Origin of the sequence: Kribbella steppae (assembly GCF_004342025.1) — a bacterium.
GTDB classification, from domain to species: Bacteria; Actinomycetota; Actinomycetes; order Propionibacteriales; family Kribbellaceae; genus Kribbella; species Kribbella steppae.
Genome location: NZ_SLWN01000003.1, coordinates 221936 through 247923 on the forward strand (window position 1 = coordinate 221936; position 25988 = coordinate 247923).

Annotated in this window: 29 protein-coding genes; 20 read left to right on the forward strand and 9 right to left on the reverse strand. The window is 68.5% G+C overall.

Annotated features, from left to right (window positions below; all coding sequences use genetic code 11):
- The first annotated feature begins 98 nt into the window (after positions 1-98).
- The 6 genes from EV652_RS09735 to EV652_RS09760 all read left to right on the forward strand — a co-directional run bounded on the left by EV652_RS09735 (position 99) and on the right by EV652_RS09760 (position 4961).
- Entirely contained in the window at positions 99-557 is a 459-nt protein-coding gene (locus EV652_RS09735) for a TlpA family protein disulfide reductase (protein ID WP_132208706.1), read from the forward strand.
- A 61-nt stretch (positions 558-618) separates the two neighbouring features.
- Complete coding sequence (locus EV652_RS09740) at positions 619-1497, forward strand: RDD family protein (protein ID WP_158441135.1); 879 nt, start codon at positions 619-621, stop codon at positions 1495-1497.
- Between the two features lie 275 nt (positions 1498-1772).
- Positions 1773-2237 carry a DUF4395 domain-containing protein gene (locus EV652_RS09745; RefSeq protein ID WP_132208708.1) on the forward strand — a complete coding sequence of 155 codons (465 nt, stop codon included), beginning with the start codon at positions 1773-1775 and terminating at the stop codon, positions 2235-2237.
- 13 nt (positions 2238-2250) lie between these two features.
- On the forward strand, positions 2251-3099 hold the full coding sequence (locus tag EV652_RS09750; protein ID WP_132208709.1) for a sulfurtransferase: 849 nt from the start codon (positions 2251-2253) through the stop codon (positions 3097-3099).
- 3 nt (positions 3100-3102) lie between these two features.
- Positions 3103-3399 (forward strand): DUF1416 domain-containing protein, encoded by a 297-nt coding sequence (locus tag EV652_RS09755; protein WP_132208710.1) that lies wholly within the window; start codon positions 3103-3105, stop codon positions 3397-3399.
- A 335-nt stretch (positions 3400-3734) separates the two neighbouring features.
- The gene (locus tag EV652_RS09760; protein WP_132208711.1) at positions 3735-4961 is read left to right on the forward strand and encodes a choice-of-anchor P family protein; all 1227 of its coding nucleotides are present in this window, start codon (positions 3735-3737) and stop codon (positions 4959-4961) included.
- A gap of 107 nt (positions 4962-5068) precedes the next feature.
- Here EV652_RS09760 and dtd read toward each other — a convergent pair whose 3' ends face one another.
- Positions 5069-5494, reverse strand: a complete 426-nt coding sequence (dtd, locus tag EV652_RS09765) for a D-aminoacyl-tRNA deacylase (RefSeq protein ID WP_132208712.1) — start codon at positions 5492-5494, stop codon at positions 5069-5071.
- A 93-nt stretch (positions 5495-5587) separates the two neighbouring features.
- Between dtd and EV652_RS09770 the strand changes: the two genes are divergently transcribed.
- From EV652_RS09770 to EV652_RS09780, 3 genes are all read left to right on the forward strand, one after another.
- Complete coding sequence (locus EV652_RS09770; protein WP_132208713.1) at positions 5588-6412, forward strand: beta-keto acid cleavage family enzyme; 825 nt, start codon at positions 5588-5590, stop codon at positions 6410-6412.
- A gap of 217 nt (positions 6413-6629) precedes the next feature.
- Positions 6630-7187: a hypothetical protein gene (locus tag EV652_RS09775; RefSeq protein ID WP_242001677.1), complete on the forward strand. Its 558-nt coding sequence runs from the start codon at positions 6630-6632 to the stop codon at positions 7185-7187.
- Positions 7187-8701 (forward strand): hypothetical protein, encoded by a 1515-nt coding sequence (locus EV652_RS09780; RefSeq protein ID WP_132208714.1) that lies wholly within the window; start codon positions 7187-7189, stop codon positions 8699-8701. The genes EV652_RS09775 and EV652_RS09780 overlap by 1 nt, the downstream gene beginning before the upstream one ends.
- A 6-nt stretch (positions 8702-8707) precedes the next feature.
- On the opposite strand, the gene EV652_RS09785 is transcribed toward EV652_RS09780, so the two are convergent.
- Positions 8708-9070, reverse strand: a complete 363-nt coding sequence (locus EV652_RS09785) for a DsrE family protein (protein WP_132208715.1) — start codon at positions 9068-9070, stop codon at positions 8708-8710.
- A gap of 160 nt (positions 9071-9230) precedes the next feature.
- On the opposite strand from EV652_RS09785, the gene EV652_RS09790 reads away from it, so the two are divergent.
- Entirely contained in the window at positions 9231-9725 is a 495-nt protein-coding gene (locus EV652_RS09790) for a heme-binding beta-barrel domain-containing protein (protein WP_132208716.1), read from the forward strand.
- Positions 9726-9728: 3 nt separating this feature from the next.
- Here the strand turns inward: EV652_RS09790 and EV652_RS09795 are convergent, their stop codons facing one another.
- Together EV652_RS09795 and EV652_RS09800 are read right to left on the reverse strand one after the other, a co-directional pair.
- Complete coding sequence (locus EV652_RS09795; RefSeq protein ID WP_132208717.1) at positions 9729-10406, reverse strand: response regulator; 678 nt, start codon at positions 10404-10406, stop codon at positions 9729-9731.
- On the reverse strand, positions 10399-11655 hold the full coding sequence (locus EV652_RS09800; RefSeq protein ID WP_132208718.1) for a sensor histidine kinase: 1257 nt from the start codon (positions 11653-11655) through the stop codon (positions 10399-10401). The genes EV652_RS09795 and EV652_RS09800 overlap by 8 nt, the downstream gene beginning before the upstream one ends.
- Positions 11656-11809: 154 nt before the next feature.
- On the opposite strand from EV652_RS09800, the gene EV652_RS09805 reads away from it, so the two are divergent.
- Entirely contained in the window at positions 11810-13201 is a 1392-nt protein-coding gene (locus tag EV652_RS09805) for a cation:dicarboxylate symporter family transporter (RefSeq protein WP_132208719.1), read from the forward strand.
- A 117-nt stretch (positions 13202-13318) separates the two neighbouring features.
- Here the strand turns inward: EV652_RS09805 and EV652_RS09810 are convergent, their stop codons facing one another.
- Positions 13319-14140, reverse strand: a complete 822-nt coding sequence (locus EV652_RS09810) for an LLM class flavin-dependent oxidoreductase (protein WP_132208720.1) — start codon at positions 14138-14140, stop codon at positions 13319-13321.
- 111 nt (positions 14141-14251) lie between these two features.
- Between EV652_RS09810 and ygfZ the strand changes: the two genes are divergently transcribed.
- From ygfZ to EV652_RS09835, 5 genes are all read left to right on the forward strand, one after another.
- The gene (gene ygfZ / locus EV652_RS09815; protein WP_132208721.1) at positions 14252-15247 is read left to right on the forward strand and encodes a CAF17-like 4Fe-4S cluster assembly/insertion protein YgfZ; all 996 of its coding nucleotides are present in this window, start codon (positions 14252-14254) and stop codon (positions 15245-15247) included.
- A 46-nt stretch (positions 15248-15293) separates the two neighbouring features.
- The gene (locus EV652_RS09820; protein ID WP_132208722.1) at positions 15294-16250 is read left to right on the forward strand and encodes an asparaginase; all 957 of its coding nucleotides are present in this window, start codon (positions 15294-15296) and stop codon (positions 16248-16250) included.
- A 73-nt stretch (positions 16251-16323) separates the two neighbouring features.
- Entirely contained in the window at positions 16324-16851 is a 528-nt protein-coding gene (locus EV652_RS09825) for a helix-turn-helix domain-containing protein (RefSeq protein ID WP_132208723.1), read from the forward strand.
- 36 nt (positions 16852-16887) lie between these two features.
- Complete coding sequence (locus tag EV652_RS09830) at positions 16888-17409, forward strand: hypothetical protein (protein ID WP_132208724.1); 522 nt, start codon at positions 16888-16890, stop codon at positions 17407-17409.
- A gap of 101 nt (positions 17410-17510) precedes the next feature.
- Positions 17511-17864 carry a DUF2516 family protein gene (locus tag EV652_RS09835; protein ID WP_132208725.1) on the forward strand — a complete coding sequence of 118 codons (354 nt, stop codon included), beginning with the start codon at positions 17511-17513 and terminating at the stop codon, positions 17862-17864.
- A 33-nt stretch (positions 17865-17897) separates the two neighbouring features.
- Here EV652_RS09835 and EV652_RS09840 read toward each other — a convergent pair whose 3' ends face one another.
- Entirely contained in the window at positions 17898-18698 is an 801-nt protein-coding gene (locus EV652_RS09840; RefSeq protein ID WP_132208726.1) for a L,D-transpeptidase family protein, read from the reverse strand.
- A 133-nt stretch (positions 18699-18831) separates the two neighbouring features.
- Here EV652_RS09840 and EV652_RS09845 point away from each other — a divergent pair, with 133 nt between their 5' ends.
- Positions 18832-19335, forward strand: a complete 504-nt coding sequence (locus EV652_RS09845; protein WP_132208727.1) for a macro domain-containing protein — start codon at positions 18832-18834, stop codon at positions 19333-19335.
- 30 nt (positions 19336-19365) lie between these two features.
- On the opposite strand, the gene EV652_RS09850 is transcribed toward EV652_RS09845, so the two are convergent.
- Positions 19366-19926: a L,D-transpeptidase gene (locus tag EV652_RS09850; protein ID WP_132208728.1), complete on the reverse strand. Its 561-nt coding sequence runs from the start codon at positions 19924-19926 to the stop codon at positions 19366-19368.
- A gap of 142 nt (positions 19927-20068) precedes the next feature.
- Positions 20069-21931, reverse strand: a complete 1863-nt coding sequence (typA, locus tag EV652_RS09855; RefSeq protein ID WP_132208729.1) for a translational GTPase TypA — start codon at positions 21929-21931, stop codon at positions 20069-20071.
- 278 nt (positions 21932-22209) lie between these two features.
- Between typA and EV652_RS09860 the strand changes: the two genes are divergently transcribed.
- Positions 22210-22845 carry a TetR/AcrR family transcriptional regulator gene (locus EV652_RS09860; protein ID WP_132208730.1) on the forward strand — a complete coding sequence of 212 codons (636 nt, stop codon included), beginning with the start codon at positions 22210-22212 and terminating at the stop codon, positions 22843-22845.
- Between the two features lie 87 nt (positions 22846-22932).
- The gene (locus EV652_RS09865; RefSeq protein WP_132208731.1) at positions 22933-24201 is read left to right on the forward strand and encodes an erythromycin esterase family protein; all 1269 of its coding nucleotides are present in this window, start codon (positions 22933-22935) and stop codon (positions 24199-24201) included.
- A 16-nt stretch (positions 24202-24217) separates the two neighbouring features.
- Here the strand turns inward: EV652_RS09865 and EV652_RS09870 are convergent, their stop codons facing one another.
- Positions 24218-24967, reverse strand: coding sequence for an SDR family NAD(P)-dependent oxidoreductase (locus EV652_RS09870; protein WP_132208732.1), 750 nt, complete (start codon positions 24965-24967; stop codon positions 24218-24220).
- A gap of 83 nt (positions 24968-25050) precedes the next feature.
- Here EV652_RS09870 and EV652_RS09875 point away from each other — a divergent pair, with 83 nt between their 5' ends.
- Entirely contained in the window at positions 25051-25986 is a 936-nt protein-coding gene (locus EV652_RS09875) for a hypothetical protein (RefSeq protein ID WP_132208733.1), read from the forward strand.
- Positions 25987-25988 lie beyond the last annotated feature (2 nt).

Consider the following 25988-nt stretch of genomic DNA (forward strand, 5'->3'; position numbering starts at 1 on the left):
CCAGAGAACCGCAGCCCTAGAAGAACTGACAAGCCCCACGTGTCCGAGGGGTGAACGAGCGTTTGAGCCCATACACCAGCGACGTACTCTGGATGGTCATGAGCCTGGGGATGTGGGTGCTGGTCGGTGCGGTCGCCGCCGGCGTCGTCCTCAGTTTGCTCAAATCCAAGCTCGACGGGCGGTTCCGGGGCACCCGGCTGCTGCGAAAGGCACAGGCGCACGAGGTGGACAGCGTGGACCGGGTTTCAGCGGCGGACGTCGGCGGTGAGCTGGGCGAACGCGCGACACTGCTGCAGTTCTCCTCGGCCTTCTGCGCGCCGTGCCGGGCGACCCGCCGGACGCTGGCCGAGGTCGAGGGCATGGTCGACGGCGTGCGCCATGTCGAGCTCGACGCGGAGGCTCATCTCGAGCTGGTCCGTCGGCTGGACATCCTCCGCACCCCGACGACGCTGGTGCTCGACAGCACCGGCGCGATCGTCAAGCGGGCCAGTGGTGCGCCCCGCAAGCCCGACGTGATCGCCGCGCTGGCGACCGCGATCGAGCACGCACCCCGCTGAGCCGCGTCCGGTAGCTGTCACCGGATGGCGGATGGACCGTCAGTTAGGTGATGCTTTGGCCGTGAGCTATCAAGCCGGTTGGTACGACGACCCCCAGGACCAGTCCCAGCAGCGCTATTGGGACGGCAGCGCGTGGACGGACAACCGCCGTCCGCGGCAGGGTCCTCCGCCGTACCAGGGCACGTTCGGCCAGCCCGCCGGCCAGCAGTTCGGGCAGCCGGCCCAGCACGGCCAGGTGTACGGCGGCGCCCAGCCAGGGCCGGCGCAGTACGGGCAACCACAGCAGTACGGCGGTCAGCCGCAGCAGTACGGTCAACCGCAGCAGTACGGCGGCCAGCCGCAGCAGCCGTACCCGCAGCAGCCACACGGACAGGGCTACGGCTATCCCGGCCAGCGGGTGGCTGCCACCCCTGACGGTCAGCAACTCTCCGGCTGGTGGCGGCGGGTGTGGGCTCGCGTCATCGACTCGATCATCGTCGGCATCATCGGCCTGCCGTTCACCGGCTACTTCTACTGGCAGTACTTCAAGTCCGTGTGGGCGTATATGGAAGACACCATGGACGCCGCCGCGGCCGGTACGCCGCAGACGAGCTTCGCGCTGCCCGAGGACGCCTACCAATGGATGATCCCGGCGGTGCTCATCGGCTTGGTCGTCTCGTTCGTCTACGAGTACTTCTTCCTCACCCGCAGCGGTGCAACACCCGGCAAGAAGGCACTGGGGATCGCGGTCCGGCTGCGCGACGTGCCCGGTCCGCCGCCGGGAATCGCGGTGGTCAAGCGGTTCGGCGTCTACAACGGGCTCAGCCTGCTCAGCGCGATCCCGCTGGTCGGCACCCTGTTCAGCTTCGTCAGCCTGATCAACTACCTCTGGCCGCTGTGGGACGACAAGAAGCAGTCGCTGGCCGACAAGGCCGCTGCAACCAACGTGGTCAGGACCTAGCGTGTCCGCAATGTGATCAATTGTCTCATCTAATGGGACCACGGGTGGCAGGCCCGCCCGATTTCCGTACTCTCGATCCGTGGCTTACACGACATGGCTGACCAAGCGCCGGGCAGTGGACAACTGCCGGATGCGCTCGTCGCTGTGTCGTCGCCGCTGACCAGGCGGCGTCCCGAGCGCTGCGGAGACCGGTAGCTGAGCACGGTTCCGCGTACGTCGCCTCCCGCGTGTCCGGGCGGGTCTGACTCGAACCATCTCCTCCTCCGGGAGTCGTCATGTCCGATCAGACGGCACAACTCTCCACCAAGGTCGACCCGCGCGGGCTCCGGTTCGCGGCGGGCGTCACTACCGTGCTGCTCGCTCTGACGCTGATCCTGAACAGCGCCTGGCCGCTCGCGGTCCAGGCCGTGGTGTTCGCGATCTCGGTTGCGTTCGGCGTCCAGGCGTCGCCGTACGGGCAGCTGTTCAAGCGGCTGATCCGTCCCCGGCTGGGTCCGCCCAAGGAGCTGGAGGACGCGGCCCCGCCGCGGTTCGCCCAGCTGGTCGGCCTCGTCTTCGCGGTCGCCGGTCTGATCGGGTACCTGACCGGCGTCACCGTGCTGGGCGTGGTCGCCACCGGATTCGCCCTGGTCGCAGCCTTCGTGAACGCGGCCGTCGGGCTCTGCCTCGGGTGCGAGGCCTATCTGCTGATCCACCGCATTCGTACGCCAACCCGTGACACCAACGCAGCTACCAACTGAGAGGCAGCACACAATGAGCAGGGAATCCGCTCTCGTCTCGGCCGACTGGGTCGAGGAGCACAAGACCGACGCCGGTGTCGTCCTGATCGAGGTCGACGAGGACGTCTCGGCGTACGACGCCGGCCACATCGCCGGTGCGATCAAGCTGGACTGGAAGGACGACCTGCAGGACCCGGTCCGGCGCGACTTCGTCAGCCAGGAGCAGTTCGAGGCGCTGCTGTCCGATCGCGGCGTCAAGAACGACGACACGGTCGTCCTGTACGGCGGCAACAACAACTGGTTCGCGGCCTACGCGTACTGGTACTTCAAGCTGTACGGCCACGGTGACGTCCGGCTGCTCGACGGCGGCCGCAAGCGCTGGGAGCTGGACAGCCGCGAGCTGACCGACGACGTCGTCAAGCGCGAGGCCACCGAGTACAAGGCCCAGGCGCCGGACCTGAACATCCGCGCCTTCCGCGACGAGGTCGGCGACGCCATCGGCGTGAAGAACCTGGTCGACGTCCGCAGCCCCGACGAGTACGCCGGCCGGCTGCTGGCCCCGGCCCACCTGCCGCAGGAGCAGGCGCAGCGTGCGGGTCACATCCCGACCGCCGCGAACATCCCCTGGAGCAAGGCCGCCAACGACGACGGCACCTTCCGGGCCGACGACGAGCTGAAGGCGCTGTACGCCGACGCCGGTGTCGACTTCGGCAAGGACACCATCGCCTACTGCCGCATCGGCGAGCGGTCGGCGCACACCTGGTTCGTCCTGCACGAGATCCTCGGTCAGGCGAACGTGAAGAACTACGACGGTTCCTGGACCGAGTGGGGTTCGCTGGTCGGCGTACCCGTTGCCCTCGGCGACGAGCCCGGAAAGGCCTGACACATGTGCGGAGCGAAAAAGGGCGGCCTCGACCTCAAGGGTGTCGATGTCGACAAGGAAGCCGTGATCCAGGGCCAGGTCCTGCGCGGTGAGGAGCCGGTCGGCGGCGCGTACGTGCGGCTGCTGGACGCCTCTGGTGAGTTCACCGCCGAGGTGCCGACGTCGGCGACCGGGCACTTCCGGTTCTTCGCGGCGCCGGGCAGCTGGACGCTGCGGACGCTGGCCCCGAAGGCCGAGCCGGTGGACCGGGAGGTCGTCGCCCAGTACGGCGCGGTCGCCGAGGTGGCCGTCGCCGTCTGAGCGGTACGCCGAAACTGCGTCGTCACCAATGGTGCTGGTCGATCGTTACTGATGGTGCCGCCGCCACCTGACGGCGGCCCACCCTGATGCAGGCCCCGAAGGGCTCGGACCTTGCGCGTCCGGGCCCTTCGGCATGTCCGGATTGGCTTGTACGACGGCGGTTCCGGCCATCACTCCGGAGTTACGGGTAGGCCCCGAAAATCTTGCGCTCCGAGCCTGGATGTAACGGTTTGATCTCGGAGCGGTACGTTCTCGTTACCTACCGCAACCGACTGAGTTGTGTCTGTGTCCTGGCCCGCCATCCGGGTCACGTCATCACTCAGGGAGGAGGGGTCATGAGACCCCGCATCGGATACAAGAAGCTCGCTGCCGTCGGTGTCGCGGCGGTTGTCGGCGTAGCTTCTACGATCGCGCTGACCTCGGGCTCGGCGTCCGCGTCGCCCGTTTTCGGATACAGCGGCTACGCGTTCGGCACCGACGTCCAGTCGGGCCTGGCGAACAGCGGCCCGCAGGTCGTCAGCCAGATCAGCTGCACCACGGACTCGAACCGGTCCGACAAGAACGACCTCGCCGCCGCGAACGTCAACAACCACGCCATCGCCCGCACCGTGCGGACCGACACCCACTCGTTCAACAACAAGAACGGCAACGGTGTCACCAGCAACGCGACCGCGGTCGACATCAAGCTCGGCAACCTGCTTCACCTGACGGGTGTGAAGACCACCACCACGTCGGTGTACAAGAACGGCAAGCTGTCCTACACCGGTAGCACCACCTTCGCCGGCGTGAAGATCGGTGCCGTCTCGGTGCCGTCGCTGCTCAAGCCCGAGCCGAACACCAAGGTCGCCGTTCCGGGCCTCGGCTACATCGTGCTGAACCGCGTCGGTGGTGTGAAGACCAACACCGGCATCTACTCGTACGCGCAGGCCGTCGTGCTGCACGCGAACGTGAAGAACCAGTACATCCCCGAGGGTGTCGACGTCGCGGTGCTGAAGACCCGCGCGGAGATCACCAAGCCGGCCACCGCGATGGTGATCGGTGACGCCTACGGCACCAAGGCGCACGTGGACAAGCTGGTCGTCTCCGGCCCGACGTCCTACCAGTCCACCTGCCAGGGCACCGAAGGCAAGACGGTCCGGGTCGCGGTCGGCGAGCTGAACATCCCGAAGGTCGCCTACGTGGGTGCGGTCTACACCACGAAGAACGGCTTCATGAGCCTGGACAAGTCCGCGGTGAAGTTCACTTCGCACACCGCGGGTGTCAAGGTCGGCAACCTGTCCATCGGCGCGATCGAGTCCTCGGCCGCGGCGTGGAAGACCAAGGACGGCAAGGTCGGTCTGGACTGGTCCGGCAGCATCGTCTCGATCAAGGTCGGCAACAAGTCCTACGCCGTGCCGAACAAGCCGAACAGCACCCTGGACATCCCGGGTGTCGCCAAGCTGACCTTCAACCAGGTCGTCAAGCAGCAGCGGTACATCGCGGTCAACGCTCTGGTGATCGACGTGTACAGCCTGAACACCAAGGTCATCGTCGGCCACTCGGCCGCCGGCGTCATCGGCTGATCCAGCCGAACGCACCTCTCTGAGTCGAACCTCACCGATTCAGAACACAACACACCGGCCCCGGCTGGATCCCAAGGATCCGGCCGGGGCCGTTCGTTGTCCGCGGCTCAGGCGTCGAGGATGAGGGTGACCGGGCCGTCGTTCACCAAGGCGACGTCCATGTGGGCGCCGAAGCGGCCGCGTTCCACCTTGGCGCCCAGTGACTCCAGGGCAGTGCAGAAGGCGTCGTACAAGGGCTCGGACACCGGGCCGGGGGCGGCGGCGCTCCACGACGGGCGGCGGCCCTTGCGTGTATCGGCGTACAGGGTGAACTGGCTGATCGCGAGGATCGGTGCCTGCTCGTCCGCGCAGGAGCGTTCGTCGCGGAGGATGCGGAGGGTCCAGATCTTCGACGCGAGGGCTTGTGCCTTCTCCGCTGTGTCGTCATGGGTGACGCCGAGGAGGACCACCAGTCCCGGCGCGTCGATCGCGCCGACGACCTCGTCCTCGACGGTGACCGATGCCTGGCTGACGCGCTGTACGACTGCTCTCATGACACCATCCTGCCGTGCGGGAGATCGTCCGGTAATCAGGGCGTCCGGCAGGCAAATATCCCGTCAACAGACTGGATCTGGCAAGATCTGTTCATGGCCTCGACTCTGATCACTGTTGCTCCCACCGGCGCCGAGACCGCCAAGGCGGACTGCCAGGCGTTGCCGACCACGCTCGACGAGTTGGTGGAGACGGCGAAGCGCTGCGAGGCCGCCGGGGCCGCGATGATCCACATCCACATCCGCGACGGCGAGCACAAGCCGACGCTGGACCTCGGCCGGCTGACCGAGACGGTGGCCGCGGTCCGGCAGAACACGGCACTGATCGTGCAGCTGTCGACCGGCGGCGCGGTGACCGATCCCTTCGACCACCGGCTCCGGGTGCTGGATGCCGCGCCGGACTCGTGCTCGCTGACGATGGGCACGGTCAACTTCGGCGACGACGTGTTCATGAACCCGTGGCCGTTCGTGACCGAGCTCTACCAGCTGACACAGGAGCGCGAGGTCGTGCCGGAGTTCGAGCTGTTCGACCTCGGGCACGTGGCCGCCCTGCACCGGTTGCTGGACAAGTTCGGTCTGCCGTACGGCGGCCGGGTGCACTGCGACCTGGTGATGGGCGTACCGGGCGGCATGCCTGGTAAGACGGACGCCTTGGTTGCCGCGGTCAACGCTCTGCCGGCCGCGGTCACGTCCTGGTCGGCGACGGGAGTCGGGCGTACGACGATCCCGGTCGCGCTGGCCGCGTTGTCGAAGGGCGGCCACCTGCGGGTGGGGATGGAGGACACGCTGACCCTGGCCAAGGGGCAGCCGGTCACCCACAACGCGGAGCTGGTCGAGCGGGCGGCAGCCCTCGCGACGCTGGCGCAGCGCCTGCCGATGTCGCCGGACGAGGCCCGCCAGCTGCTCAACGTCAAGCGCTGAATTGTTGCCTCGCGCAACGGGGGACCGACGGACAGGATGTCTCTGCTCATCGGGTCGCCGTCGTCCACTCCCGCCCGCCTGGATTGTGCGGGCGACGGGACTACCACCTGTCCTTCGGTTCCGGCCCGGGATCCGTCCGGCCGTGGCGTGCGTCTGTCCGGAGGTGGTGGCACCGGTCGGGGCTTAGGCTTGGCGGGTTGAGGAGAGGAGTCGACGGGTGAAGACGCAGTTGCGGTCGTCCGACGATGACGAGCGCGCCATGGCCGACCTGGCCGAGGTCTCCGACTGGAGATCCGTCTGGGGTCCGCCGGGAGCCGGTCTGGACGCGATCCGCGCCCTCGTCTCCCGGGTCAGCGCGGTCACCGGCTGGCGTCCGTGGGCTCCCGGCAACATCGATCCCAACCGCTACACCTGGGGCCTGGTCACCCCGCGCGAGACCGTGATGCTCGTGCTGCCGGACGCCGTACTGCCGGAGAGTCCGCGCAGCGGCTGGTCGGCGTACGAGATCGGCGCGGCGGAGGTGGCCGACGCCGAGGAAGGGCTGGACGACCACTGGCCCGCCCAGCTCGCGCTGGGGCGGAAGCACTGGGGTGCTCCGGTGTTCGTCGGCCCGGGATTCGATCCCCGGGTTCCTCCGGAGTGGCGGGGTCGCCGTCGTCACCTGGCGGTCTGGCTGCGGCCGGGCGCCGAGTTTCACCTGTACGCGACACAGCCCGGGCCGGATGACACGCAGGCGGGCTTCGGGTACTCCGTCTATGCGAGCGAGGTGGCGTGATGGCCGACGCGGAAGACATTTTCCAGCAGGCACTTGCCGAGGTGCGCAGGCAGCTCCAGGCCTTGCGCCGGATCGTGGACGGTCTCAGCCGCCGGCAGCAGGCGCGCTCGTTGCTCGAGCAGATGCGCAACGCGCGGCAGCAGAATCCCGAGCTCGACCGGGCGCTGAACGACCGCGAACGGTCGTACCAGTGGGGAGAGCACGAGCGGCAGATCCAGCAGATCCAGGACGAGACGAGCCGGCTGCAGGAGGACAACGCCCGGCGGGCGGAGGAGATCCAGCGTCAGCAGGAAGAGCTCCGGCGGCGAGACGAGGCGAACCTCGACGGTGACGGTGACCGGGTGCCCGACGACGTCGAGAACCGGCGTGCGGCCGAGGACGCGAACCGCGTGCGCGACGAGCAGGCAGCGGAGGAGGATCAGTACCGCGACCAGGACGGCGACGGTGTCGACGACGCTGTCCAGGATCGCGAACGGGAGCAGGCCGAGCAGGACCGGCAAGCCGAGGCGCGGAAGGAAGAGGAGCGCGGGCGGGACCGCGAGGAGCAGGAGCGGGCCGAGCAGGGTGCTGACGCGGCGGCTCCGGTGGCAGCCGCAGGTACGGCGGCAGTCGTCGCCGACGAACTCGACGACGAACGCGATGACCGCACGGCCGACCTGGACGAGTCGGAGCAGGCTCGGCAGAACGAGCTGGACGAGCCCGACGCCGAGCAAGCCCCCGAGCTTGGTGGCGACGGTGTGATCAGGCCTGCCGGGGAGCAGGCTCGGCAGGCGGAGCTGAACGAGCCGGATGCCGAGCAGGTTCGACAGGGCGAGCTGGATGGGCCGGACGCTGAGCAGGACGGGCTGGACGGGCCGGAGGCTGAGCAGGCCCGGCAGGAGCCGGAAGCTGAGCAGGGCGGGCAGTACGTCGACTCCGACGGTGCGGCGCCGCCGGTAATCGGTGCTGACCAGCCGGCCGCGCAAGCCGACGTACAGGACCAGCAGCAGCCGGCCGCGCAGGCTGATGGGCAGAACCAGCAGGGGGAGCGCCCCCACGACCCGCTCGAGGACCAGCTGGATCGGGACCGCGCTCAGCACCAGGGCGGTCGCACGGGCATCACCGCCGACAGCATCAACGGCGTGGACACCAGAGGCCAGCAACTGCCGGAAGGTGTGTACACCGGCAGCGCACAGAACCTGCGCGTCGAAGGAAGAGGCGCCGGCAACGACGAGCGTGGCGCAGAAGCCGATGCCGGCGAGGGCGGGGGCAGGGCGAACATCCAGTTCGCCGGCGGCACGGTCGACGGTGTGCAGCTCCCCAACGATCGCTCCGTCGACCTGGAGGAGTTCGAGCGGCTCAGGGCGACCCAAACCGGTACGAACCCGGCGGGTGGGGCTGCCACGACTCCCACGGAGGAGACGCTCGCAGGCGGAGCTCGCGGCGGCAAGACACCTGGCCAGCAGCACGCGCAGACCATGAACCGCGGTGGTCGAGGCAACGAAGGCTCCGGACTCGAGCCGAAGGGCCGCTAGTACCCGCTAGTACACGATGGCCTGGGCGTTGTCGGCCAGGATCTCCTCGGTGAACGCCGGAGCGCCCGCGATGCGGGCGCCTGGCAGGAGGTCGTCCGAGGTCAGGTCGCGACGCTTGGCGCACTGGGTGCAGACGGTCAGCTGACCGCCCTCCAGCACCGCCGCGACCAGCTCCGCCAGCGGTGCTGCGTGCGGGAGGTCGAAAGCCTCAGCCCGACCGGGTACGCCGAACCAGACCGCCTCCCCGGTCAGCCACAGCGACACCGTGGCCCCGGCGGCGACAGCGGTCGCGGCCACCGTGAATGCCTGGTTGGCGCGTTCGGGCGCTTCGGCGCCTGCGGTCAGCTTGATCACCAGCGTGCGGGACATCACGCCACGGTAGCCGAAGGACCCCGGCGACCATCCTCTAGACTGCTTGACGTGCTGCACGTCATCTTCACCAGTCTGCTGGTCCTGGTCTGTGTCTTCATGGCCTGGTTCTCGGCGTTCGTCGTCTACCGGCTGTACCGCGGCCGGAGCACGAACTGAGATGGCGTTCGAGATCCCGCAGGACCTCCACCCGGACCTGATGCCGCTGGCCTGGTTGCTCGGTCGCTGGGAGGGCCGCGGTCACGGGGACTACCCGACGATCGAGAAGTTCGAGTTCGGCCAGCAGATCGACTTCAGCCACAACGGCAAGCCCTACCTGCACTACGTGAGCCAGACCTACGTGGTCGGCGAGGACGGGAAGAAGGAGCGCCCGCTCGCGGTCGAGACCGGGTTCTGGCGGCCCAAGCCGGACAACAAGCTCGAGGTGATCCTCGCGCACCCGACCGGCTTCGCCGAGATCTGGTACGGCGAGATCGAGGGCGCCAAGATCGAGATGCGTACCGACGTCGTCGCCCGCACGGAGACGGCCAAAGAGGTCACCGCCGGCCACCGGCTGTACGGCCTGGTCAAGGGCGAGCTGATGTGGGCCTACGACATGGCCGCCGAGGGTCAGCCGCTCCAGCCCCACCTCTGGGCCACCCTCGTACGCATCTGAGCTTCAGCTCTCGGCCACCCAGGAGTACTCCACCTTGGGGCGGCCGCTGCGGCCGTCGTAGCGTTGGGTGCGCAGGGCCTGGCCCTGGTCCGCGAGGTGTTCGAGGTAGCGTCGCGCCGTGATGCGTGAGGTGCCGAGCGAGGCGGCGACCTCCTCGGCCGTCCAGCCCTCGCGGTTCCCGAGCAACTGGACGACACGATCCAGCACCGATCCGGCCAACCCCTTCGGCACCGACGAGACCGTTGCCGGGTGCAACAACCGGTCCACCTCGTCCTGATCCGCGACCACCTGACCCGACTCCGCCGCTTTCCGTTGCCGCGCGTACGCCGTCAGTCGATCCCGCAAAGTCTCGTAGGCAAAGGGTTTCAGCACGTACTGCACCACGCCGATCCTGGCCGCCGCCTGGACCGCGGCCACCTCGCGGGCCGACGTCACCGCGACCACGTCGGTTTGGTTGCCCAGGGCTCGCATCCGCCGGACCACATCCAGTCCGTGGCCGTCCGGCAGGTTCATGTCCAGCAGCACCAGGTCCACCTCGCCCCGGGCCAGCAGGTGCAGTGCGCGGGCCGCCGTACCGGCGACGCCGAGACACGTGAAGCCCGGCAGCCGGTCGACGTACGTGCGATGGGCCTCCGCGGCGACCGGGTCGTCCTCGACGACGAGGACCCGCAGATCAGGCACTGGCGCCCACCGCCCGCGGCAATCGGACCCGCACGGTCAGCGCCGGAACGTCGTCCAGTTCGGAATCCGGGTCGACCATCAGCGTGCCCTGCCAGCGCTCGACCGTACTGCGCACGAGCACGAGCCCGAGGCCGTGACCCGGCTCTGCCTTGGTGGTCCAGCCGCGATCGAACATGTGGGCCAACTCCACCGCGCCCAGTTCGGCGCCGGTGTTCGTGACGGCGAGGTCGATCGCGTTCGGCGTCGTACTCGCCCGCAACTCGACCCGGCGCGGAGCGGGTCCACCGCGGGCGGCCTCGATCGCGTTGTCGAGCAGGTTGCCGACGACTGTGACGACGTCCTGCGCCGGCAGCCGGGTGTTGAGTGCCTCCCGACCGAGCTCCAACGTGAGAACCACTCCGCGTTCCTGGGCCTGGGACAGCTTGGCCAGCAGCAGCGATGCGAGCACCGGGTCGCCGACCGTCCCGACCACGCGGTCCGTCATCGCCTGGGCGAACTGTAGCTCCGACACCGCGAACTCGCGGGCGCGTTCCGGCTTGCCGATCTCAATCAGGCTGACCACTGTGTGCAGCCGGTTCGAGGCCTCGTGGTTCTGTGCCTGCAGGGATTCGGCCAGGCTGCGGACCGCGTCCAGCTCGCCCAGCAGGCGCTGTAGCTGGGTGTGATCCCGCAGCGTGACGATCCGCCCGGACCGGGCCGGCTGCTGGTTCACGACCACCACACCCTCGGCGCCGAGGTGGAGTTCGTCGTACGCCGTCCGCCCTGCGGTGAGCAGCTCGGACAGAGTGCTGCCCAGGTGGAGCTCCTTGATCGGAGTGCCGGGCAGGACCGCCCGTAGGCCGAGCAAGTTGCGGGCCTCGTCGTTGATGAGTTGGACTCGGCCGTCCGCGTCGAGCAGGATCAGGCCCTCGCGAGCTGCGCGCAGAACGCCCTCGTAGAAGTCGAGCATCCGGGCCAGCGCCTGCGTACCGATGCCGCGGGTGGCGCGTCGTACCCGCCAGGAGACGAGGGCGTTGCCGGCGATCGCGACGCCGAGCATCAGGCTCGCGACACCGAGCATCGAGCGGACGTCGAGCCGGATCAGCTCCCACCAGCCGGGCGGGGCAACGCCGGCGGCCGCGGCGTCCCGGTCGGCCTGGGACCGGGACTGGGCCATCATCGTGATCCAGACCATCAGGATCAACACCCCGGCCGTGACGGTCTGCAGCCAGAGGACCTGGCGGCGCAGCTCCCACGGCCGGTGGTTCATGCCGACAGTGTGCACATCCCGGGCGGATTTGTGCATTCCAGCGGGGTCACTGGTACGGCATCGCGAACGATATGAACGAAATGCGCAGTTCCCCTGTGCGTCACGTCACAGTTACTGAAGTACAGCCCGCCCGGCCGATACAGGAGTCCCCACCATGTCGAGCCCGACTGAATCCCGACCGACCCCGGTCCGCAACGACCGGACCCACTTCCTCTACATCGCCGTCATCGTCGCCGTACTGCTCGGCATCGGTGTCGGTTTCCTGTTCCCGAACTTCGCGGTCGAGCTGAAACCTCTCGGCACCGGCTTCGTGAACCTGATCAAGATGATGATCAGCCCGGTCATCTTCTGCACGCTGGTGCTCGGCATCGGCTCGGTCCGCCAGGCCGCCAGTGTCGGCAAGGTCGGCGGTCTGGCGCTCGCCTACTTCCTGGTGATGTCGACGGCCGCCCTCGCGATCGGCCTGCTGGTCGGCAACCTGGTCCAGCCCGGTTCCGGTCTGAACCTGACCGACAAACTGCGTGAGGCCGGCCAGAAGCAGGCCGCCGGGGCGCACGAGGGTACGACGGACTTCATCCTCGGCATCATCCCGAAGACGATCGTGTCCGCGCTGACCGAGGGCGAGGTGCTGCAGACGGTCCTGGTCGCGCTGCTGATCGGCTTCGCGCTGCAGGGGATGGGCGCCAAGGGTCAGCCGATCCTGGACGCCATCGGCCACCTCCAGCGGCTGGTGTTCAAGGTGCTGTCGATGATCATGTGGGCCGCGCCGATCGGTGCGTTCGGCGCTATTGCGGCCGTCGTCGGGGCCACCGGCACGGACGCGCTGGTCAGCCTGGGCAAGATCATGCTGGCCTTCTACATCACCTGTCTGCTCTTCGTGCTCGTTGTCCTGGGCACCGTTCTCCGGCTGGTCGCCGGGATCTCGGTCTTCCAGTTGCTGCGCTACCTGGGCCGCGAGTTCCTGCTGATCGTGTCCACCTCGTCCTCGGAGACCGCGCTGCCGCGGCTGATCGGGAAGATGGAGCACCTCGGCGTCGGCAAGCAGGTGGTCGGCATCACCGTCCCGACCGGGTATTCGTTCAACCTGGACGGCACCGCGATCTACCTGACCATGGCGTCGCTGTTCATCGCCGAGGCGATGGACCAGCCGTTCTCGCTCGCTCAGCAGATCTCCCTGCTGGCGTTCATGATCATCGCCTCGAAGGGTGCCGCCGGTGTCACCGGCGCAGGTCTGGCCACCCTGGCCGGCGGGCTGCAGTCGCACCGGCCCGATCTCGTCGACGGCGTCGGCCTGATCGTCGGCATCGACCGGTTCATGTCCGAGGCCCGGGCGCTGACGAACTTCGCCGGCAACGCGGTCGCGACCGTCGTGGTCGGTCAGTGGGTCGGAGCGTTCGACAAGGAACAGGCCCGGCAGGTCTTTGCCGGCGAGGATCCGTTCGACGAGGCCGCCTTCGCCGCCGGCGACACCCACGCGGGCGACCTGCCGGCCGCGGTCGACAGCGCTCCGCCCCGCCCGGTCGACAGCGGCCCGTCCCACCACTGAGCAACCGTCCCACCCCTCCGGCACTGCCCGTCAGCTCCTGACAAGCTGACGGGCAGTGTCACGTCTAGGGTGCGTCTCTCAATTCCCCGCAGCACGCAGGGAATCGAGAGACGTGCCCTAGCTCCCGGCGAGCTTCTCGACCACGGGAGCCAGGTCCTCGAGGTAGGTCGAGTTGACCGTGATGTACGTCGTACCGAACTCGTCCCGGCGCCGTAGCAGCTCGTCGACCATCTGCTGAGGTGTGCCGCGCAGCATCATCAGCGAGTCGCTCGCCTCGAGCTCCTCCGGTGACACCCCGGCGGCCCGCTGGGTCCACGGCGGCAGCTCGCGCGTCCCGGCCGCGAACAGGTTCATCGCCAGTTCGATGCTGTCGGCCCGCGGTCCGGCCAGCTCGCGCAGGTCCTGGACCAGCCGCAGGACCTCCGCCCGCGGCGTCATCGCGTCCTTGGCGATCGACACGATGTCGGCCCGGGCCGCCGCCAGGGCCAGCGCCCGCGGTCCGCCGGCGGCCAGCATGATCGGCGTACGACGGTCGCCGTCGAGCCGCTCCAGGATGTCCAGCGTCTCCCGGACCTGGTCGCGGCGCTCCTTGCCGGACCCGAACGGCAGCCCGAGCTCGGCTGCCTGCTGGTCCGTGCCCGGCCGTCCGGTGCCGATGCCGAAGTCGAACCGGCCGTCGGTCAACACGGTCAGCGTGTGCGCGTCCCACGCGGCCTGCCGGGGCGTCCGCAGCGGTGCCGCGGCCACGAAGGTGCCGACCCGGACGTCCGCGAGCGTCGCGGCCATCGCAAGGGAGGCGAACGGCGACGGCAACTGCAGTCCGTCGGGCATGAGCACGCTCGAGTAACCGAGGTCGGCCGCCTGCCGCACGGTTGTGGTCCACTGCTCCGCTGTCGCCGGGCTGCCCACCACGCCGAACCGGAATCGCCTGTCGCTCATCGCCTTGCTCCCCTCGAAGATTTGGTACCTCCAGGCTGTCCGGGACCGGGTGGTGTCCACATCCCACGGTGGGAGGCGATCGCCGTACGCCAGTCGACGTACTCTGGTGACATGTCACGGAAGCGCAGCCCCCTGCTGGACCGGCCCGGCGCGGTCGAGGCCGATGGAGTCGACGCCGGCGTCGCGGCCCACTACGGGACCGATCTGCGGGAGCAGCGGGCCCTGACGGCCGGGAACGGGTTCGTCGACCTGTCGCACCGCGACGTGGTCACGATCACCGGCCCGGACCGGCTCACCTGGCTGCACGCGCTCACGACGCAGTACTTCGAGGGCTTCAAGCCCGGGACGTCGACGACCGCGCTGCTGTTGTCGCCGACGGGTCACATCGAGCATGTGATGTACGGCGTCGACGACGGCGAGACCTTCTGGCTGCACACGGAGCCCGGCGCGGCCGCGGCGATGATCGAGTGGCTGCGGAAGATGGTGTTCATGTCGCGCGTCGAGATCACCGACGTGACCGACGACTACGCGATCATCTGGCGCCCGGGCCAGGCTGCCGAAGGCGGTCCGCTGACGCGCAGTGGAGAGGACTCGCTCGGCGGACACGAGGTGTTCCTGCCGCGTGCGGAGCTGGCCGGGCTGGAAGGGCCTGCGGCTGGCATCTGGGCGTACGAGGCGCTCCGGATCGAGGCGGGCGCGCCGCGGTTCGGTCTGGACACGGACGAGCGCGCGATCCCGAACGAGGTGGGCTGGCTGGGGGTCGGTGTCCACCTGAACAAGGGCTGCTACCGCGGTCAGGAGACGGTCGCCCGGGTGCACAACCTGGGTCGTCCGCCGCGCCGGTTGGTCCGGCTGCACCTGGACGGTTCGGTCGACCACCTGCCTGCCCACGGGTACGCCGTACGCTCCGGCGACAAGCAGGTCGGCTTCATCGGGTCGGCGGCCCGGCATCACGAGTACGGACCGATCGCGCTGGCGCTGGTGAAGCGGAACGTCGACGCGGCCGCCATCCTCGAGGTGGTGGCCGAGGATCAGCCGACGGTGACCGCGACCCAGGAGCTCCTGGTCGACCCGGAGGTCGGGCTGCACGTGCGCTCCCGGCTGTGAGCCGTTTCATTCGCAACACTGCGTTTTGCACCTGTACAGTTCAGCCGTGACCGAACCTGTGATCCTGGCCGACGTCGTCCGCAGCGGCTTCGTGGAGGGCCATCACCGCGGCTCCGTCGTGGTGACGAATCCCGACGGCGCCGTCGAGTGGTCCGTCGGCGTGGTGGACCAGCCGATGTTCCCGCGCTCGTCGAACAAGCCGATGCAGGCCCTCGGCATGCTCCGCAACGGGCTCACCCTCGACGGCAAGTTGCTGTCGCTCGCGGGCGCGTCCCACTCGGGCGAGCAGTTCCACCTGGACGGCGTACGCGAGATTCTCGCCATGGCGGACCTGGATGAGTCGGCTCTTCGGACCCCGCCGGCGTATCCGCTGGAGGATGCTGCCCGGGATGCCTGGGTGCGTGCGGGGCACGGTCCGGAGCGGATCACGATGAACTGCTCGGGCAAGCACGCGGCGATGCTCCTGACCTGTGTGATCAACGGCTGGCCGCTCGATGACTACCGCACGCCGGATCACCCACTGCAGCAGGCGATCCGGACCGCGGTCGAGGACACCGCTGGCGAGAAGGTCTCGTACGTCGCCGTCGACGGCTGTGGCGCCCCGATCCTCGCGATCAGCCTCGCCGGCCTCGCCCGATCCTTCGGCCTGTTCGCTGCGGCCGCCCCGGGCACGCTCGAGGCCCGGGTGAAGGACGCGTTCCGCGCGTACCCGGAGTACGCCAGCGGGAGTACTCGCGACGAGGCCGCGCTGATGCGTGCGATCCCGGGCCTGTTCTGCAAGGTGGGCGCCGAGAGTGTGTACGCCGTGGGCCTCGAGGACGGCCGTGGGATCGCACTGAAGGTCGAGGACGGCACACCGCGCGCCCGCGCCGTGGTGATGGCCGCCGTACTCCAGAAGCTCGGCCTCGAGCACGAGGTCATCGACCAGCAGTCCCGTTTCCCCTTGTACGGCGGTGGCGTCGAGGTCGGCGCCGTCCAGCCGCATCCTTCAACGTTCAGCTAGTTGCTACCCCGCGTGAGCGGGCTCACGGTGTCGCTGCTTGCAATTGCAAGCACGTTGCTAGCACTATGGACACATGGCCAAGTTGAGTGATCGTGTTGCCGGATCGGTGGGCTCCGTCGGGGAGTACCTCGCCGAGCAGCGGCGGCACGCGCAGTTGTCGTTGCGGCAGCTGTCCGACCTGGCCGGTGTGTCGAACCCGTACCTCAGCCAGATCGAGCGCGGCCTGCGGAAACCGTCGGCCGATGTGCTGCAGCAGCTCGCGAAGGCGTTGCGGATCTCCGCGGAGACCCTGTACGTGCGGGCCGGCATTCTCGATCCGGACGACGGCTCCGACGGCGCCCGGCGCGCGTCGGGTGTGGTCGACGCCGTACTGCTCGATCCCGCGCTGAACGAGCGGCAGAAGCGCGTCCTGCTGGACGTCTACGCGTCCTTCGTCCGGGAGAACACCCCCGAGTCCGACCCAGAGTCCGACCTTGAGTCCGACACCGCCCCCGACCACGAGGCCGCCGAGAAGCCGGGTCCTGCCAGACCGGCTGCTGCTCCTGCTGCTGCGAAGAAGTCGACGGCCAAGAAGACCCCTGCAACAAAGCGCACCAAGTAACACTTCCTGCTGAAAAACATCCCGAGGAGAAGCCTGATGGCTACCCGTACGCCCGTCACCCCGTTCTACGCCCTCGCCGGCGCCGGCGACCTGGCGGTGGAGAAGTTCCGCGCCGTCAGCGACGACGTCACCGCCCGGTTCGCCAAGCTGGACCAGAAGACCCTGCAGACCGAGCTGACCAAGGCGCAGTCGGAGCTGGCCAAGCGGTTCGAGGCCATCGTCGCCGACGCCAAGACCGCTCCGGCCAAGCTGCGTGAGCTGCCGGTCACCGCGCAGGCCGGTTTCACCACCGTGCTCGGCCAGGCCGAGGAGACCTACGAGGACCTGGCCGGCCGCGGCAAGGAGCTGGTCGAGCGGATCCGCAGCCAGAAGGCCACCGAGGACCTGGTCACCCAGGCCAAGACCACGGTGAGCAAGGCCAAGGCCACCCGGACCACCGCGAAGAAGACCGCCGACACCGCCACCCGCAACGTCAAGGCGACCGCGACCAGCGCCCGCAAGACCGCGAAGACCGCCTCCAAGGCCGCCACCACCGCGGCCACCAAGGTCGGCGACTGAGAGTAACAACAGCCCACATCTGGGTGAATCATCAGGCCGGGCGGCCCACAATCTGCACTCAGCAGAGGTGGGCCGCCCGGTCTTTGGGTACGCTCGTACGCATGCTCCCACTCGCCACGTTCCCGAACCTCTTTCCTGGGTTCGCCGGTCCGCTCGAGATCATCTGGTGGGTGCTGCTCGGGATCAAGCTGGTCGCGCTGATCGATGCCGCGTTCCGGCCGCGGGCGGTGTTCGTCGCCGCGGACAAGCTGACCAAGCCCGGCTGGGTGCTGATCCTGGTCGTGTTCACGCTGAGTCAGATCTTCCAGGGCTGGCTGAGTTTCTTCGGCCTGATCGGCATCGTCGCCGCCGCGGTCTACCTGGTCGACGCCCGCCCGGCGCTGCGCGCCGCCGCCGGGCGTGGACGAGGCGGCTGGGGCGCCATCCGCCGCCGCAGGGGCCCCCGCCCGCTGTAGCTCCCGCACATCCGCCGTACGACGCTCCAGCGGCTACGACCGGTAGACGACCACCTTGTCGCCGACCTTGATCTGATCGAACAGGGCCTGGATCTTGCCCAGGTCGCGCACGTTCACGCAGCCGTGCGAGGCGCCGTTGTAACCACGGGCCGCGAAGTCCGACGAGTAGTGCACCGCTTGGCCGCCGCTGAAGAACATCGCGTACGGCATCGGAGAGTCGTACAGCTTCGAGACGTGGTTGCGGCTCTTCCAGCCGACCGTGAAGCTGCCCTCGCGGGTGGCCGTTTTCACCGCGCCGAACCGCACGTCCAGCTGCATCTTCACCACGCCGTCGATGACGTACCGCAGCTTACGGCTGGACTTGTCGATGCAGAGTACGACGCCGGTCGCGCAGCGCGCGTCCAGCTTCTTGCCGTTGACCACGGGCGCCGGCGGGTAGAGCTCGGCCTGGGTCGGCTCGTGAGTGGCCGCAGCCAGCTTGTCGAAGGTGTTCTGATCGACGTACCCGAGCTGGGGAATGTCCTTGGACTTCTGGAACTTCTTCACCGCGTTGCGGGTCATGGTCCCGTACTCGTTGTCCAGGTAGCGCTTCTCGAGCAGCTTGAGCTGGACCAGCCGGGCCTCGACCTTGCGGACGTTCGTCCCGGTGGAGCCGTTCGTCCACAGGGCCTTCGGGTAGATCGGCAGCTCGCCGCTGACCTCGAAGGGCACCGTCTTCAGATCGGTGGTGGCCGACGGCTGGGCGGTCGCGATCGTTCCGGCACTGACGAGTGCAGCAAGCGTCGCCCCCGCGACCAAGCCGGCCAGCACGTTGCGGATGATCAGCGCGCGCATCGGAAACCCCTTTTGGTAGACCCCGTCCTACCCCTGTAGGACGTCCTCACCGGTCTTTTGGTTGGCGCCTCAGCGTAGGTTGAGAACTGCACTATGTGCAGCTGTTGTGAGCAAGTCGTGACCGGAGGAGCCGATGGAGATCGTCCTCAGCACCGCTGACATCACCACTGTCGCGGTGGATGCGGTCGTCAACGCGGCCCATCACGCATTGCGTGGCGGTGGTGGCGTGGACGGTGCGATCCACCGTGCCGGCGGACCGGAGATTCTGGCCGAGCTGATCGAGCGGTATCCCCGCGGTGCCGCGCCCGGTGAGGCCGCCTGGACGACCGCGGGCGCGCTGCCGGCGTCGTACGTGATCCATGTGGTCGGGCCGAACTACACCGCCGGTCAACGGGATCCGGCGCTGCTCGAGTCCTGCTACCGCAACGCGTTGCGGATCGCGGACGAGTTGGGCGTCAAGACCCTCGCCCTTCCCGCGGTCTCGGCCGGGATCTACGGCTGGCCGGCCCGGTCCGCCGCGGACATCGCCGTACAGACACTTCGCCGTACGGCGACCGACGTCGAGACGGCGACCTTCTGTTTGGTGGAACCCCGGCTGTACAAGGCGTTCCAGAACGCGACAGCGGCCGGAGAGTAGGCTTTCTCCGGCCGCTGTCCGCGTTGTGTTTCAGCCGCTGTAGACGACGACCTTGTCGCCGAGCTTCACCCGGGCGAAGATCCAGGCGATCTTCCTCTTGTCGCGGATGTTCACGCAGCCGTGCGAGGAGCCGTTGTACCCGCGGGCCTTGAAGTCCGACGAGTAGTGCACCGCCTGGCCGCCGCTGAAGAACATCGCGTACGGCATCGGCGACTTGTACAGCGACGACACGTGGTTCTTCGACTTGCGCTGGACCTTGAAGACACCGTTGCGGGTCGGCGTCTTACGGCCACCGAAGCGCGCGTCGGCGATCTGGATCGGCTTGCCGTTCACCATGTACACCAGCTTGCGGGTGCGCTTGTTGATGCACAGCACCCGGCCCTTCGTCATACAGCGCTTGTCGATCCGCAGTTTCCCCGGGACGACCGCGGTCGAACTCGCCGCCGCGGTCGCCAGCTGCGGCGCGACCACGACCTGGGGCGCAACCTTCGGTGCCACCGCGGCCTCGGCCGTCGTGGTGGCGGTCAGTGCGCCCACACCCACGAACGCGGCGGCCGTGACGGTGGCGCCGAGCTTACGCAGAATGCCCATGTTCCCTGTTTCCTTCCCCCAACTGAATCTTGCTTGCACATGACAGACGTCGTCGCCGCACGTCTGGTTGTAACGATCCGGAACTGCTTCCCCCGCCCACGGACCGATGAATGGTGTATCACACCGAGGTAGTTCAGGTAGTTCAGGCCTTGCTCTTGCGTCCGAGTTTCGACCGCTCCACCTGGGTCAGCGCGACCTTGCGCATCCGGACGGCGTCCGGGGTGACCTCGACGCACTCGTCCTCGCGGCAGAACTCCAGCGACTGCTCGAGCGACAGCTTGCGGGCCGGCACCAGCTTCTCGAACTCGTCCGCGTTCGAGCGGACGTTGGTCATCTTCTTTTCCTTGGTGATGTTCACGTCCATGTCGTCGCTGCGCGAGTTCTCGCCGACGATCATGCCCTCGTACACCTCGGTGGTCGGCTCCACGAACATGGTGCCGCGCTCCTGCAGGTTGATCATCGCGTACGACGTCGCGGCGCCGGACCGGTCCGACACCAGCGAACCCGACGGCCGGGTGCGGAGCTCGCCGAACCAGGGCTCGTAGCCCTCGAAGACGTGGTGCGCGATCCCGGTACCGCGGGTGTCGGTGAGGAACTCGGTCCGGAACCCGATCAGGCCGCGGGCCGGGACCAGGAACTCCATCCGGACCCAGCCGGTGCCGTGGTTCGTCATCTGCTCCATCCGGCCCTTACGGACCGCGAGCAGCTGCGTGACGGTACCGAGGTACTCCTCCGGGCAGTCGATCGTCAGCCGCTCGACCGGCTCGTGCCGCTTGCCGTCGATCTCGCGGGTGACCACCTGCGGCTTGCCGACGGTCAGCTCGTAGCCCTCGCGGCGCATCTGCTCGACCAGGATGGCCAGCGCCAGCTCACCACGGCCCTGCACCTCCCAGGCGTCCGGACGCTCGGTCGGCAGCACCTTCAGCGACACGTTACCGACCAGTTCGCGGTCGAGCCGGTCCTTGACCAGCCGCGCGGTCACCTTGGTGCCCTTGGTCCGGCCGGCCAGCGGCGAGGTGTTGGTGCCGATCGTCATCGAGATGGCCGGCTCGTCCACGGTGATCAGCGGCAGCGGCTTGGGGTTGTCCGGGTCGGTCAGGGTGTCGCCGATCATGATCTCCGGGATGCCCGCGATCGCGACGATGTCACCCGGGCCGGCCGAGTCGCCGGGCACCCGCTCGAGCGCCTCGGTGATCAGCAGTTCGGTGATCTTGACCTTCTGGATGGTGCCGTCGTGACGGCACCAGGCGACCTGGGAACCCTTCTTCAGGGTGCCTTCGTGCACCCGGACCAGCGCGAGCCGGCCGAGGAACGGCGAGGCGTCCAAGTTGGTGACGTGCGCCTGCAGCGGCGCGTCCTCGGTGTACGTCGGGGCCGGCACGTTGGCCAGGATCGTCTCGAACAGCGGCTCAAGGTCGTCGGAGTCCGGCATCGCGCCGTCGGCCGGCTGGGTCAGCGAGGCGCGGCCGGCCCGGGCGGAGGCGTAGACGACCGGGAAGTCGAGTGCGCTCTGGTCCGCGTCGTGGTCGAGCAGGTCCAGGAACAGCTCGTACGTCTCGTCGACGACCTCGGAGATCCGGGCGTCGGGACGGTCGACCTTGTTCACCACCAGGATCACCGGCATCTGCCGGGCCAGCGCCTTGCGCAGCACGAACCGGGTCTGCGGCAGCGGGCCCTCGGAGGCGTCCACCAGCAGCACGATCGCGTCCACCATCGACAGGCCGCGCTCGACCTCGCCGCCGAAGTCGGCGTGACCGGGGGTGTCGATGATGTTGAGCGTCATCTGCTCGCCGTTGGCCATCTTGTGCCGGACGGCGGTGTTCTTGGCCAGGATCGTGATGCCCTTCTCACGCTCCAGGTCGCCGGAGTCCATCGCCCGCTCGTCCACGTGCTGATGCGCGCCGAAGGCGCCGGACTGCCACAGCATCGCGTCGACCAGGGTGGTCTTCCCGTGGTCGACGTGGGCCACGATGGCCACGTTGCGCAGGTCGTTACGGACAGGCATGGGGAAGCGCTCCAAGCAATCAGAAGGGGTTCAGGCGGTGGCTACGGCTCGTTCACGTGCCACTCGACACAGGGCGCAGCATCCTCATCCTACCGGTGACAGAACGTGCCCACGAAACGGGCAACCCTTTGACATTGATTGACTGGACGTCCAGTCTATAGATCGGGCGCCTGGGGAGGGGTCCTGCAAGAACGGGGGGTCAGAGCCCGGGAGTGCCGAGCACGCTGTGGGGGGTTGCTCGGCCCTCCGGGGCCACGACCAGCATCGGGGAAGGAACAGTGCCGCGTTCGGCCACCGCGAACCAGGAGCTGCGGGAACGCTCCCGTGAGCGCATCCTCGGCGCCGCGCTCGAGGTCTTCGCCGCGAAGGGCTACGAGGCCGCGTCGATCTCCGAGATCACCGCCGCCGCAGGTGTCTCCCGTGGCCTGGTCTCCTACTACTTCGCCACCAAGGAGCAGTTGGCCGCCGAGTTGCTGGACCGCTGGCTCGACGGCATCACCGCGATCCTCACGCTGGAAGGTACGCCGGACGAACGCCTGGCCGGCATCATCGACGGAGCCCTGATGGCGGCCGCCACCACGCTGCCGATCCAGCGCCTGGCCATCACGCTGATGATGCAGCCCACCACCCATGACGTCTTCGCCCAGGTGGAGGCCGACAAGAGCATCCGCCTCGCCCAGGTGGAGGACGCCATCCGCGCCGTCTTCGCCGACCGGGGCGCCGCCGAGCCGGCCGTCGAGGAAATGTTGCTCAGAGCAACCTTGGAGGGCGTGACGGTGAAGCTGGCGATCTACCAGCAGACCTTCCCGCTCGAAGCCGTCCGGCGCCGCCTGTACGCCGGCTACGCCCTTCCCGAACCGGCGTTCCCGCTCCCGATCACCTCACCCCCGGTCCACCGCCTCCGCGCCAAGTGATCACGCGGCGTGTACGACGATCGGCGTACACGCAGAGCCGCCCGGTGAGGGATGTCCGGGCAGGGTCGGGACGACAGTGTTTGAGGCATGAAGACGACTGTGGTTTCCCGGAGAACGTTGTTGGGCGGTGCGCTCGGCGCGGCCGCGGTAGGTGGACTGGGGCTGCCGGTGTACGCGGCCCGGGACGAGCCGGTGGCGGACTGGATCAGGCGGAATGCCGTCCCGTTGGGGGATCTGGGGCACCTGCGCCGGTCCATCGGCGGAGCTCAGATCGTCGGGCTGGGAGAGGCGATCCACAGCACGGCCGAGATCACCCAGCAGAAGCACCGCGTCCTGCGGTTCCTCGTCGAGCGGATGGGCTTCCGGACGATCGCGTTCGAGGACGACTGGTCGCTGTGCACGCAGCTGAACGAGTACGTGCAGACCGGCCGTGGTGATCTGCGCGCACTGGTCGGGCAGATGAGCACCGCCTGGCGTTCGGAGGAGATCGTGGAGCTCCTCGAGTACCTGCGGTCCTACAACGCAACCCATCGCGACAAGGTGTACTTCGCCGGAGTCGAGTACTTCGCCACCAGGCCGCTCGCGTACGAGGCCATCGACAAGTACGTCGCCCGGCACGCGCCCGATCGGCTGGCGGAACTACGCCGCAGCCTGGAGCCGATCACGCCGGACACGACCGACATGGGCAAGTACGTCTGGTGGTACTGGAAGGAGGTCGACAACAAGGCGCCGTACATCAGCAACTCGAAGGCGGTGTACGAGCTTGTCCGTGGACTGCGGAACGTCGACGAGGTCATCGTGCACCACGCGCGCCAGATCGCGTCGTTCTACGAGGCGTTCAGCCTGCCGGAGGACGAGATCCGGGTCTACCGCGACGCCCGGGCTGCGGAGAACGTGCGCTGGCTGCACAGGTACGGCGACGAGCGGGTCGTCTTCTGGGCCGCGAGCGCCCACACTGCGAACGCTCCGGGCCTGCGCACGATCGTCCCGCCGTTGCCGGACATCGTCTACCCGAGCGCCGGTTCCTACCTCACCCGGTGGTACGGCGACCGCTACCGCTCGCTGGGCTTCACCTTCGAGCGCGGTACGACGCTCGGCCCGATGGGACCGATCGACATGCCGCCTGCGTCAGCGGACTGGTTCGAGTACCAGCTCCGAGCGGGCAAGCCCGAACTCTTCAGCCTGGATCTCCGCACTCCGGCCGACCGCGCCGTCCGAGAGTGGCTGAACAGTACGGCGAAGACGCGTGGCTACCCGGAGATCGGGCCGACGTCGTGGATGACCGGCGGCAGTCTCGCCGAGTGGTTCGACGTACTGATCCACTGCCGGCACGTCACTCCGGTGCACGCGCTCTGAGCAAACGGGTGCATGGCTACTGAACGCGGTGCACCTTGTGCTGCGCGGCCTGGGCCCGGGGGCGCACGGTGAGCCGGTCGATGTTCACGTGCGGCGGCCGGGTGGCGACCCAGGCGACGATGTCGGCGATGTCGTCGGACGTGAGCGGTTCGGCGACACCGGCGTACACGGCGTCGGCCTTCGCCTGGTCGCCGTCGAACCGGGTCAGGGCGAAGCCCTCGCTGCGGACCATGCCCGGGGCGATCTCGCAGACCCGCACGGGCTGGTCGTACAGCTCCAGCCGGAGCGTGTCGACGACGGCCTTGGCCGCGTGCTTGGCGGCGACGTACCCACCACCGCCCTCGTAGGCGACCTGGCCTGCGGTCGAGCCCATCACGACGATCGTGCCGCGGCCGGCGATGAGGGCCGGGAGCAACGACTTCGTGACGGCCGCGACGCCGATCACGTTCACCTCGAACATCTGCCGCCAGGCATCCAGGTCCGCTTCGGCGACCGGCTCGAAACCGAACGCGCCGCCGGCGTTGTTCACCAGCAGGTCGAGCCGGTCACCGACCGCCTCGGTCAGCGCGGCGACGTCCTCGGCCGACGTCACGTCGCACTGCACCGCCCGGCCGTCGATCTCCTTGGCCAGCGCCTCGATCCGGTCCAGCCGGCGGGCCGCACAGATCACCTCGAAACCCGCTCGGGCCAGGTGCCGCGCGGACGCGGCTCCGATTCCGCTGCTCGCTCCGGTGACGACGGCAAGGGGACGCGCATTCGAAGTCATACCTCCGAGTTTGTCAGCCCGGTTGCCAGCAGCGGCAACCAGTCCGCACAGTAGAACGTCGAGGGTTTTCGGGGAGGGGGCGAATGGACACTCAGCCGAGTGACGACGAGTCGTCCGAGCCGGACCGCCTCGTGCTCTTCTCGCCCGACGTACCGGCGGCGGCCCGGAAGGCGCTGCTGGCCGCCTACCCGGACGACCTGATCCCCGCGAGCGCGCCGAAACAGGATGCCGTCGGGCGGCAGACGCCGGTCGGCGAGACGGTTGGCGGTCTGGTCCTCTTCGCCGGGATCGAGTTCGGCGTGTGGATGGCGCTGCGCTGGCTGCTGTACGCGATCTTTCCCGACGGCCTGGCCGTGTGGCTGAGCGGTGGCGCCGCGGTGCTGGGCGTTCTGCTGCTGATCGCCGCCATCTCCGCCACGACGGGCGAATCCAGGGCGCGCGCCCTCGCCCGCAAGCACCAGGGGAACTACCTGCTCGCCGAGGACTGGGACAAGGACGCCACGGCCCTGATGCGGCGGGCACAGCGTGCGGTCGACGCGATCCAGGACTCCGAGGTGAACAAGCGCGGTCTGCTCGACGCGGCCAAGAACGACGTCGTCCTGCCCGAGCAGCTGTGGGACATCGGCCGTGTCCTCCAGCAGCTGTCGTCGCTGCGAGCACGGCAGGCGGAGGTCGAGGAACAGCTGCAATCCGCCCGCATGGAAGCGGTCCTCCACCCGCAGCGCCAGGCCCTGGAGCTGTCGGCGACCGCGATGGAGGCGAAGGTCGCCAAGCTCGAGCAGTACGCCGAGCAGGTCCGCGATGCCGACGGCGTACTCAAGGTCGAGACCGCGCTCGAGGCCGCGCTCCAGGACCGCGATCGGTACGTCGAACTCCTGTCCAGCACCGAGATCGCCGGTCGGAACGATCTGATCGAGGAGCTCAGCAAGGAGTCCGCCGATCTCCGCGCTGCCCTGTCACGAAGAGTCGCGGCCGCACTCGAAACCGGTCAGGCACTGTCGTTCCCGAAACAGGACTAGAC

Coding starts and splice junctions, on each gene's coding strand:
- EV652_RS09810 (WP_132208720.1), bottom strand. CDS start 14,140: ATGAGCGACAGGCGATTCCGGTTCGGCGTGGTGGGCAGCCCGGCGACA.
- EV652_RS09800 (WP_132208718.1), bottom strand. CDS start 11,655: ATGAACCACCGGCCGTGGGAGCTGCGCCGCCAGGTCCTCTGGCTGCAG.
- EV652_RS09825 (WP_132208723.1), top strand. CDS start 16,324: ATGGCCAAGTTGAGTGATCGTGTTGCCGGATCGGTGGGCTCCGTCGGG.
- EV652_RS09770 (WP_132208713.1), top strand. CDS start 5,588: ATGGCCTCGACTCTGATCACTGTTGCTCCCACCGGCGCCGAGACCGCC.
- ygfZ (WP_132208721.1), top strand. CDS start 14,252: ATGTCACGGAAGCGCAGCCCCCTGCTGGACCGGCCCGGCGCGGTCGAG.
- EV652_RS09785 (WP_132208715.1), bottom strand. CDS start 9,070: ATGTCCCGCACGCTGGTGATCAAGCTGACCGCAGGCGCCGAAGCGCCC.
- EV652_RS09780 (WP_132208714.1), top strand. CDS start 7,187: ATGGCCGACGCGGAAGACATTTTCCAGCAGGCACTTGCCGAGGTGCGC.
- dtd (WP_132208712.1), bottom strand. CDS start 5,494: ATGAGAGCAGTCGTACAGCGCGTCAGCCAGGCATCGGTCACCGTCGAG.
- EV652_RS09840 (WP_132208726.1), bottom strand. CDS start 18,698: ATGCGCGCGCTGATCATCCGCAACGTGCTGGCCGGCTTGGTCGCGGGG.
- EV652_RS09755 (WP_132208710.1), top strand. CDS start 3,103: ATGTGCGGAGCGAAAAAGGGCGGCCTCGACCTCAAGGGTGTCGATGTC.
- EV652_RS09845 (WP_132208727.1), top strand. CDS start 18,832: ATGGAGATCGTCCTCAGCACCGCTGACATCACCACTGTCGCGGTGGAT.
- EV652_RS09750 (WP_132208709.1), top strand. CDS start 2,251: ATGAGCAGGGAATCCGCTCTCGTCTCGGCCGACTGGGTCGAGGAGCAC.
- EV652_RS09865 (WP_132208731.1), top strand. CDS start 22,933: ATGAAGACGACTGTGGTTTCCCGGAGAACGTTGTTGGGCGGTGCGCTC.
- EV652_RS09875 (WP_132208733.1), top strand. CDS start 25,051: ATGGACACTCAGCCGAGTGACGACGAGTCGTCCGAGCCGGACCGCCTC.
- EV652_RS09835 (WP_132208725.1), top strand. CDS start 17,511: ATGCTCCCACTCGCCACGTTCCCGAACCTCTTTCCTGGGTTCGCCGGT.
- EV652_RS09870 (WP_132208732.1), bottom strand. CDS start 24,967: ATGACTTCGAATGCGCGTCCCCTTGCCGTCGTCACCGGAGCGAGCAGC.
- EV652_RS09745 (WP_132208708.1), top strand. CDS start 1,773: ATGTCCGATCAGACGGCACAACTCTCCACCAAGGTCGACCCGCGCGGG.
- EV652_RS09850 (WP_132208728.1), bottom strand. CDS start 19,926: ATGGGCATTCTGCGTAAGCTCGGCGCCACCGTCACGGCCGCCGCGTTC.
- EV652_RS09760 (WP_132208711.1), top strand. CDS start 3,735: ATGAGACCCCGCATCGGATACAAGAAGCTCGCTGCCGTCGGTGTCGCG.
- EV652_RS09735 (WP_132208706.1), top strand. CDS start 99: ATGAGCCTGGGGATGTGGGTGCTGGTCGGTGCGGTCGCCGCCGGCGTC.
- EV652_RS09790 (WP_132208716.1), top strand. CDS start 9,231: ATGGCGTTCGAGATCCCGCAGGACCTCCACCCGGACCTGATGCCGCTG.
- EV652_RS09830 (WP_132208724.1), top strand. CDS start 16,888: ATGGCTACCCGTACGCCCGTCACCCCGTTCTACGCCCTCGCCGGCGCC.
- typA (WP_132208729.1), bottom strand. CDS start 21,931: ATGCCTGTCCGTAACGACCTGCGCAACGTGGCCATCGTGGCCCACGTC.
- EV652_RS09805 (WP_132208719.1), top strand. CDS start 11,810: ATGTCGAGCCCGACTGAATCCCGACCGACCCCGGTCCGCAACGACCGG.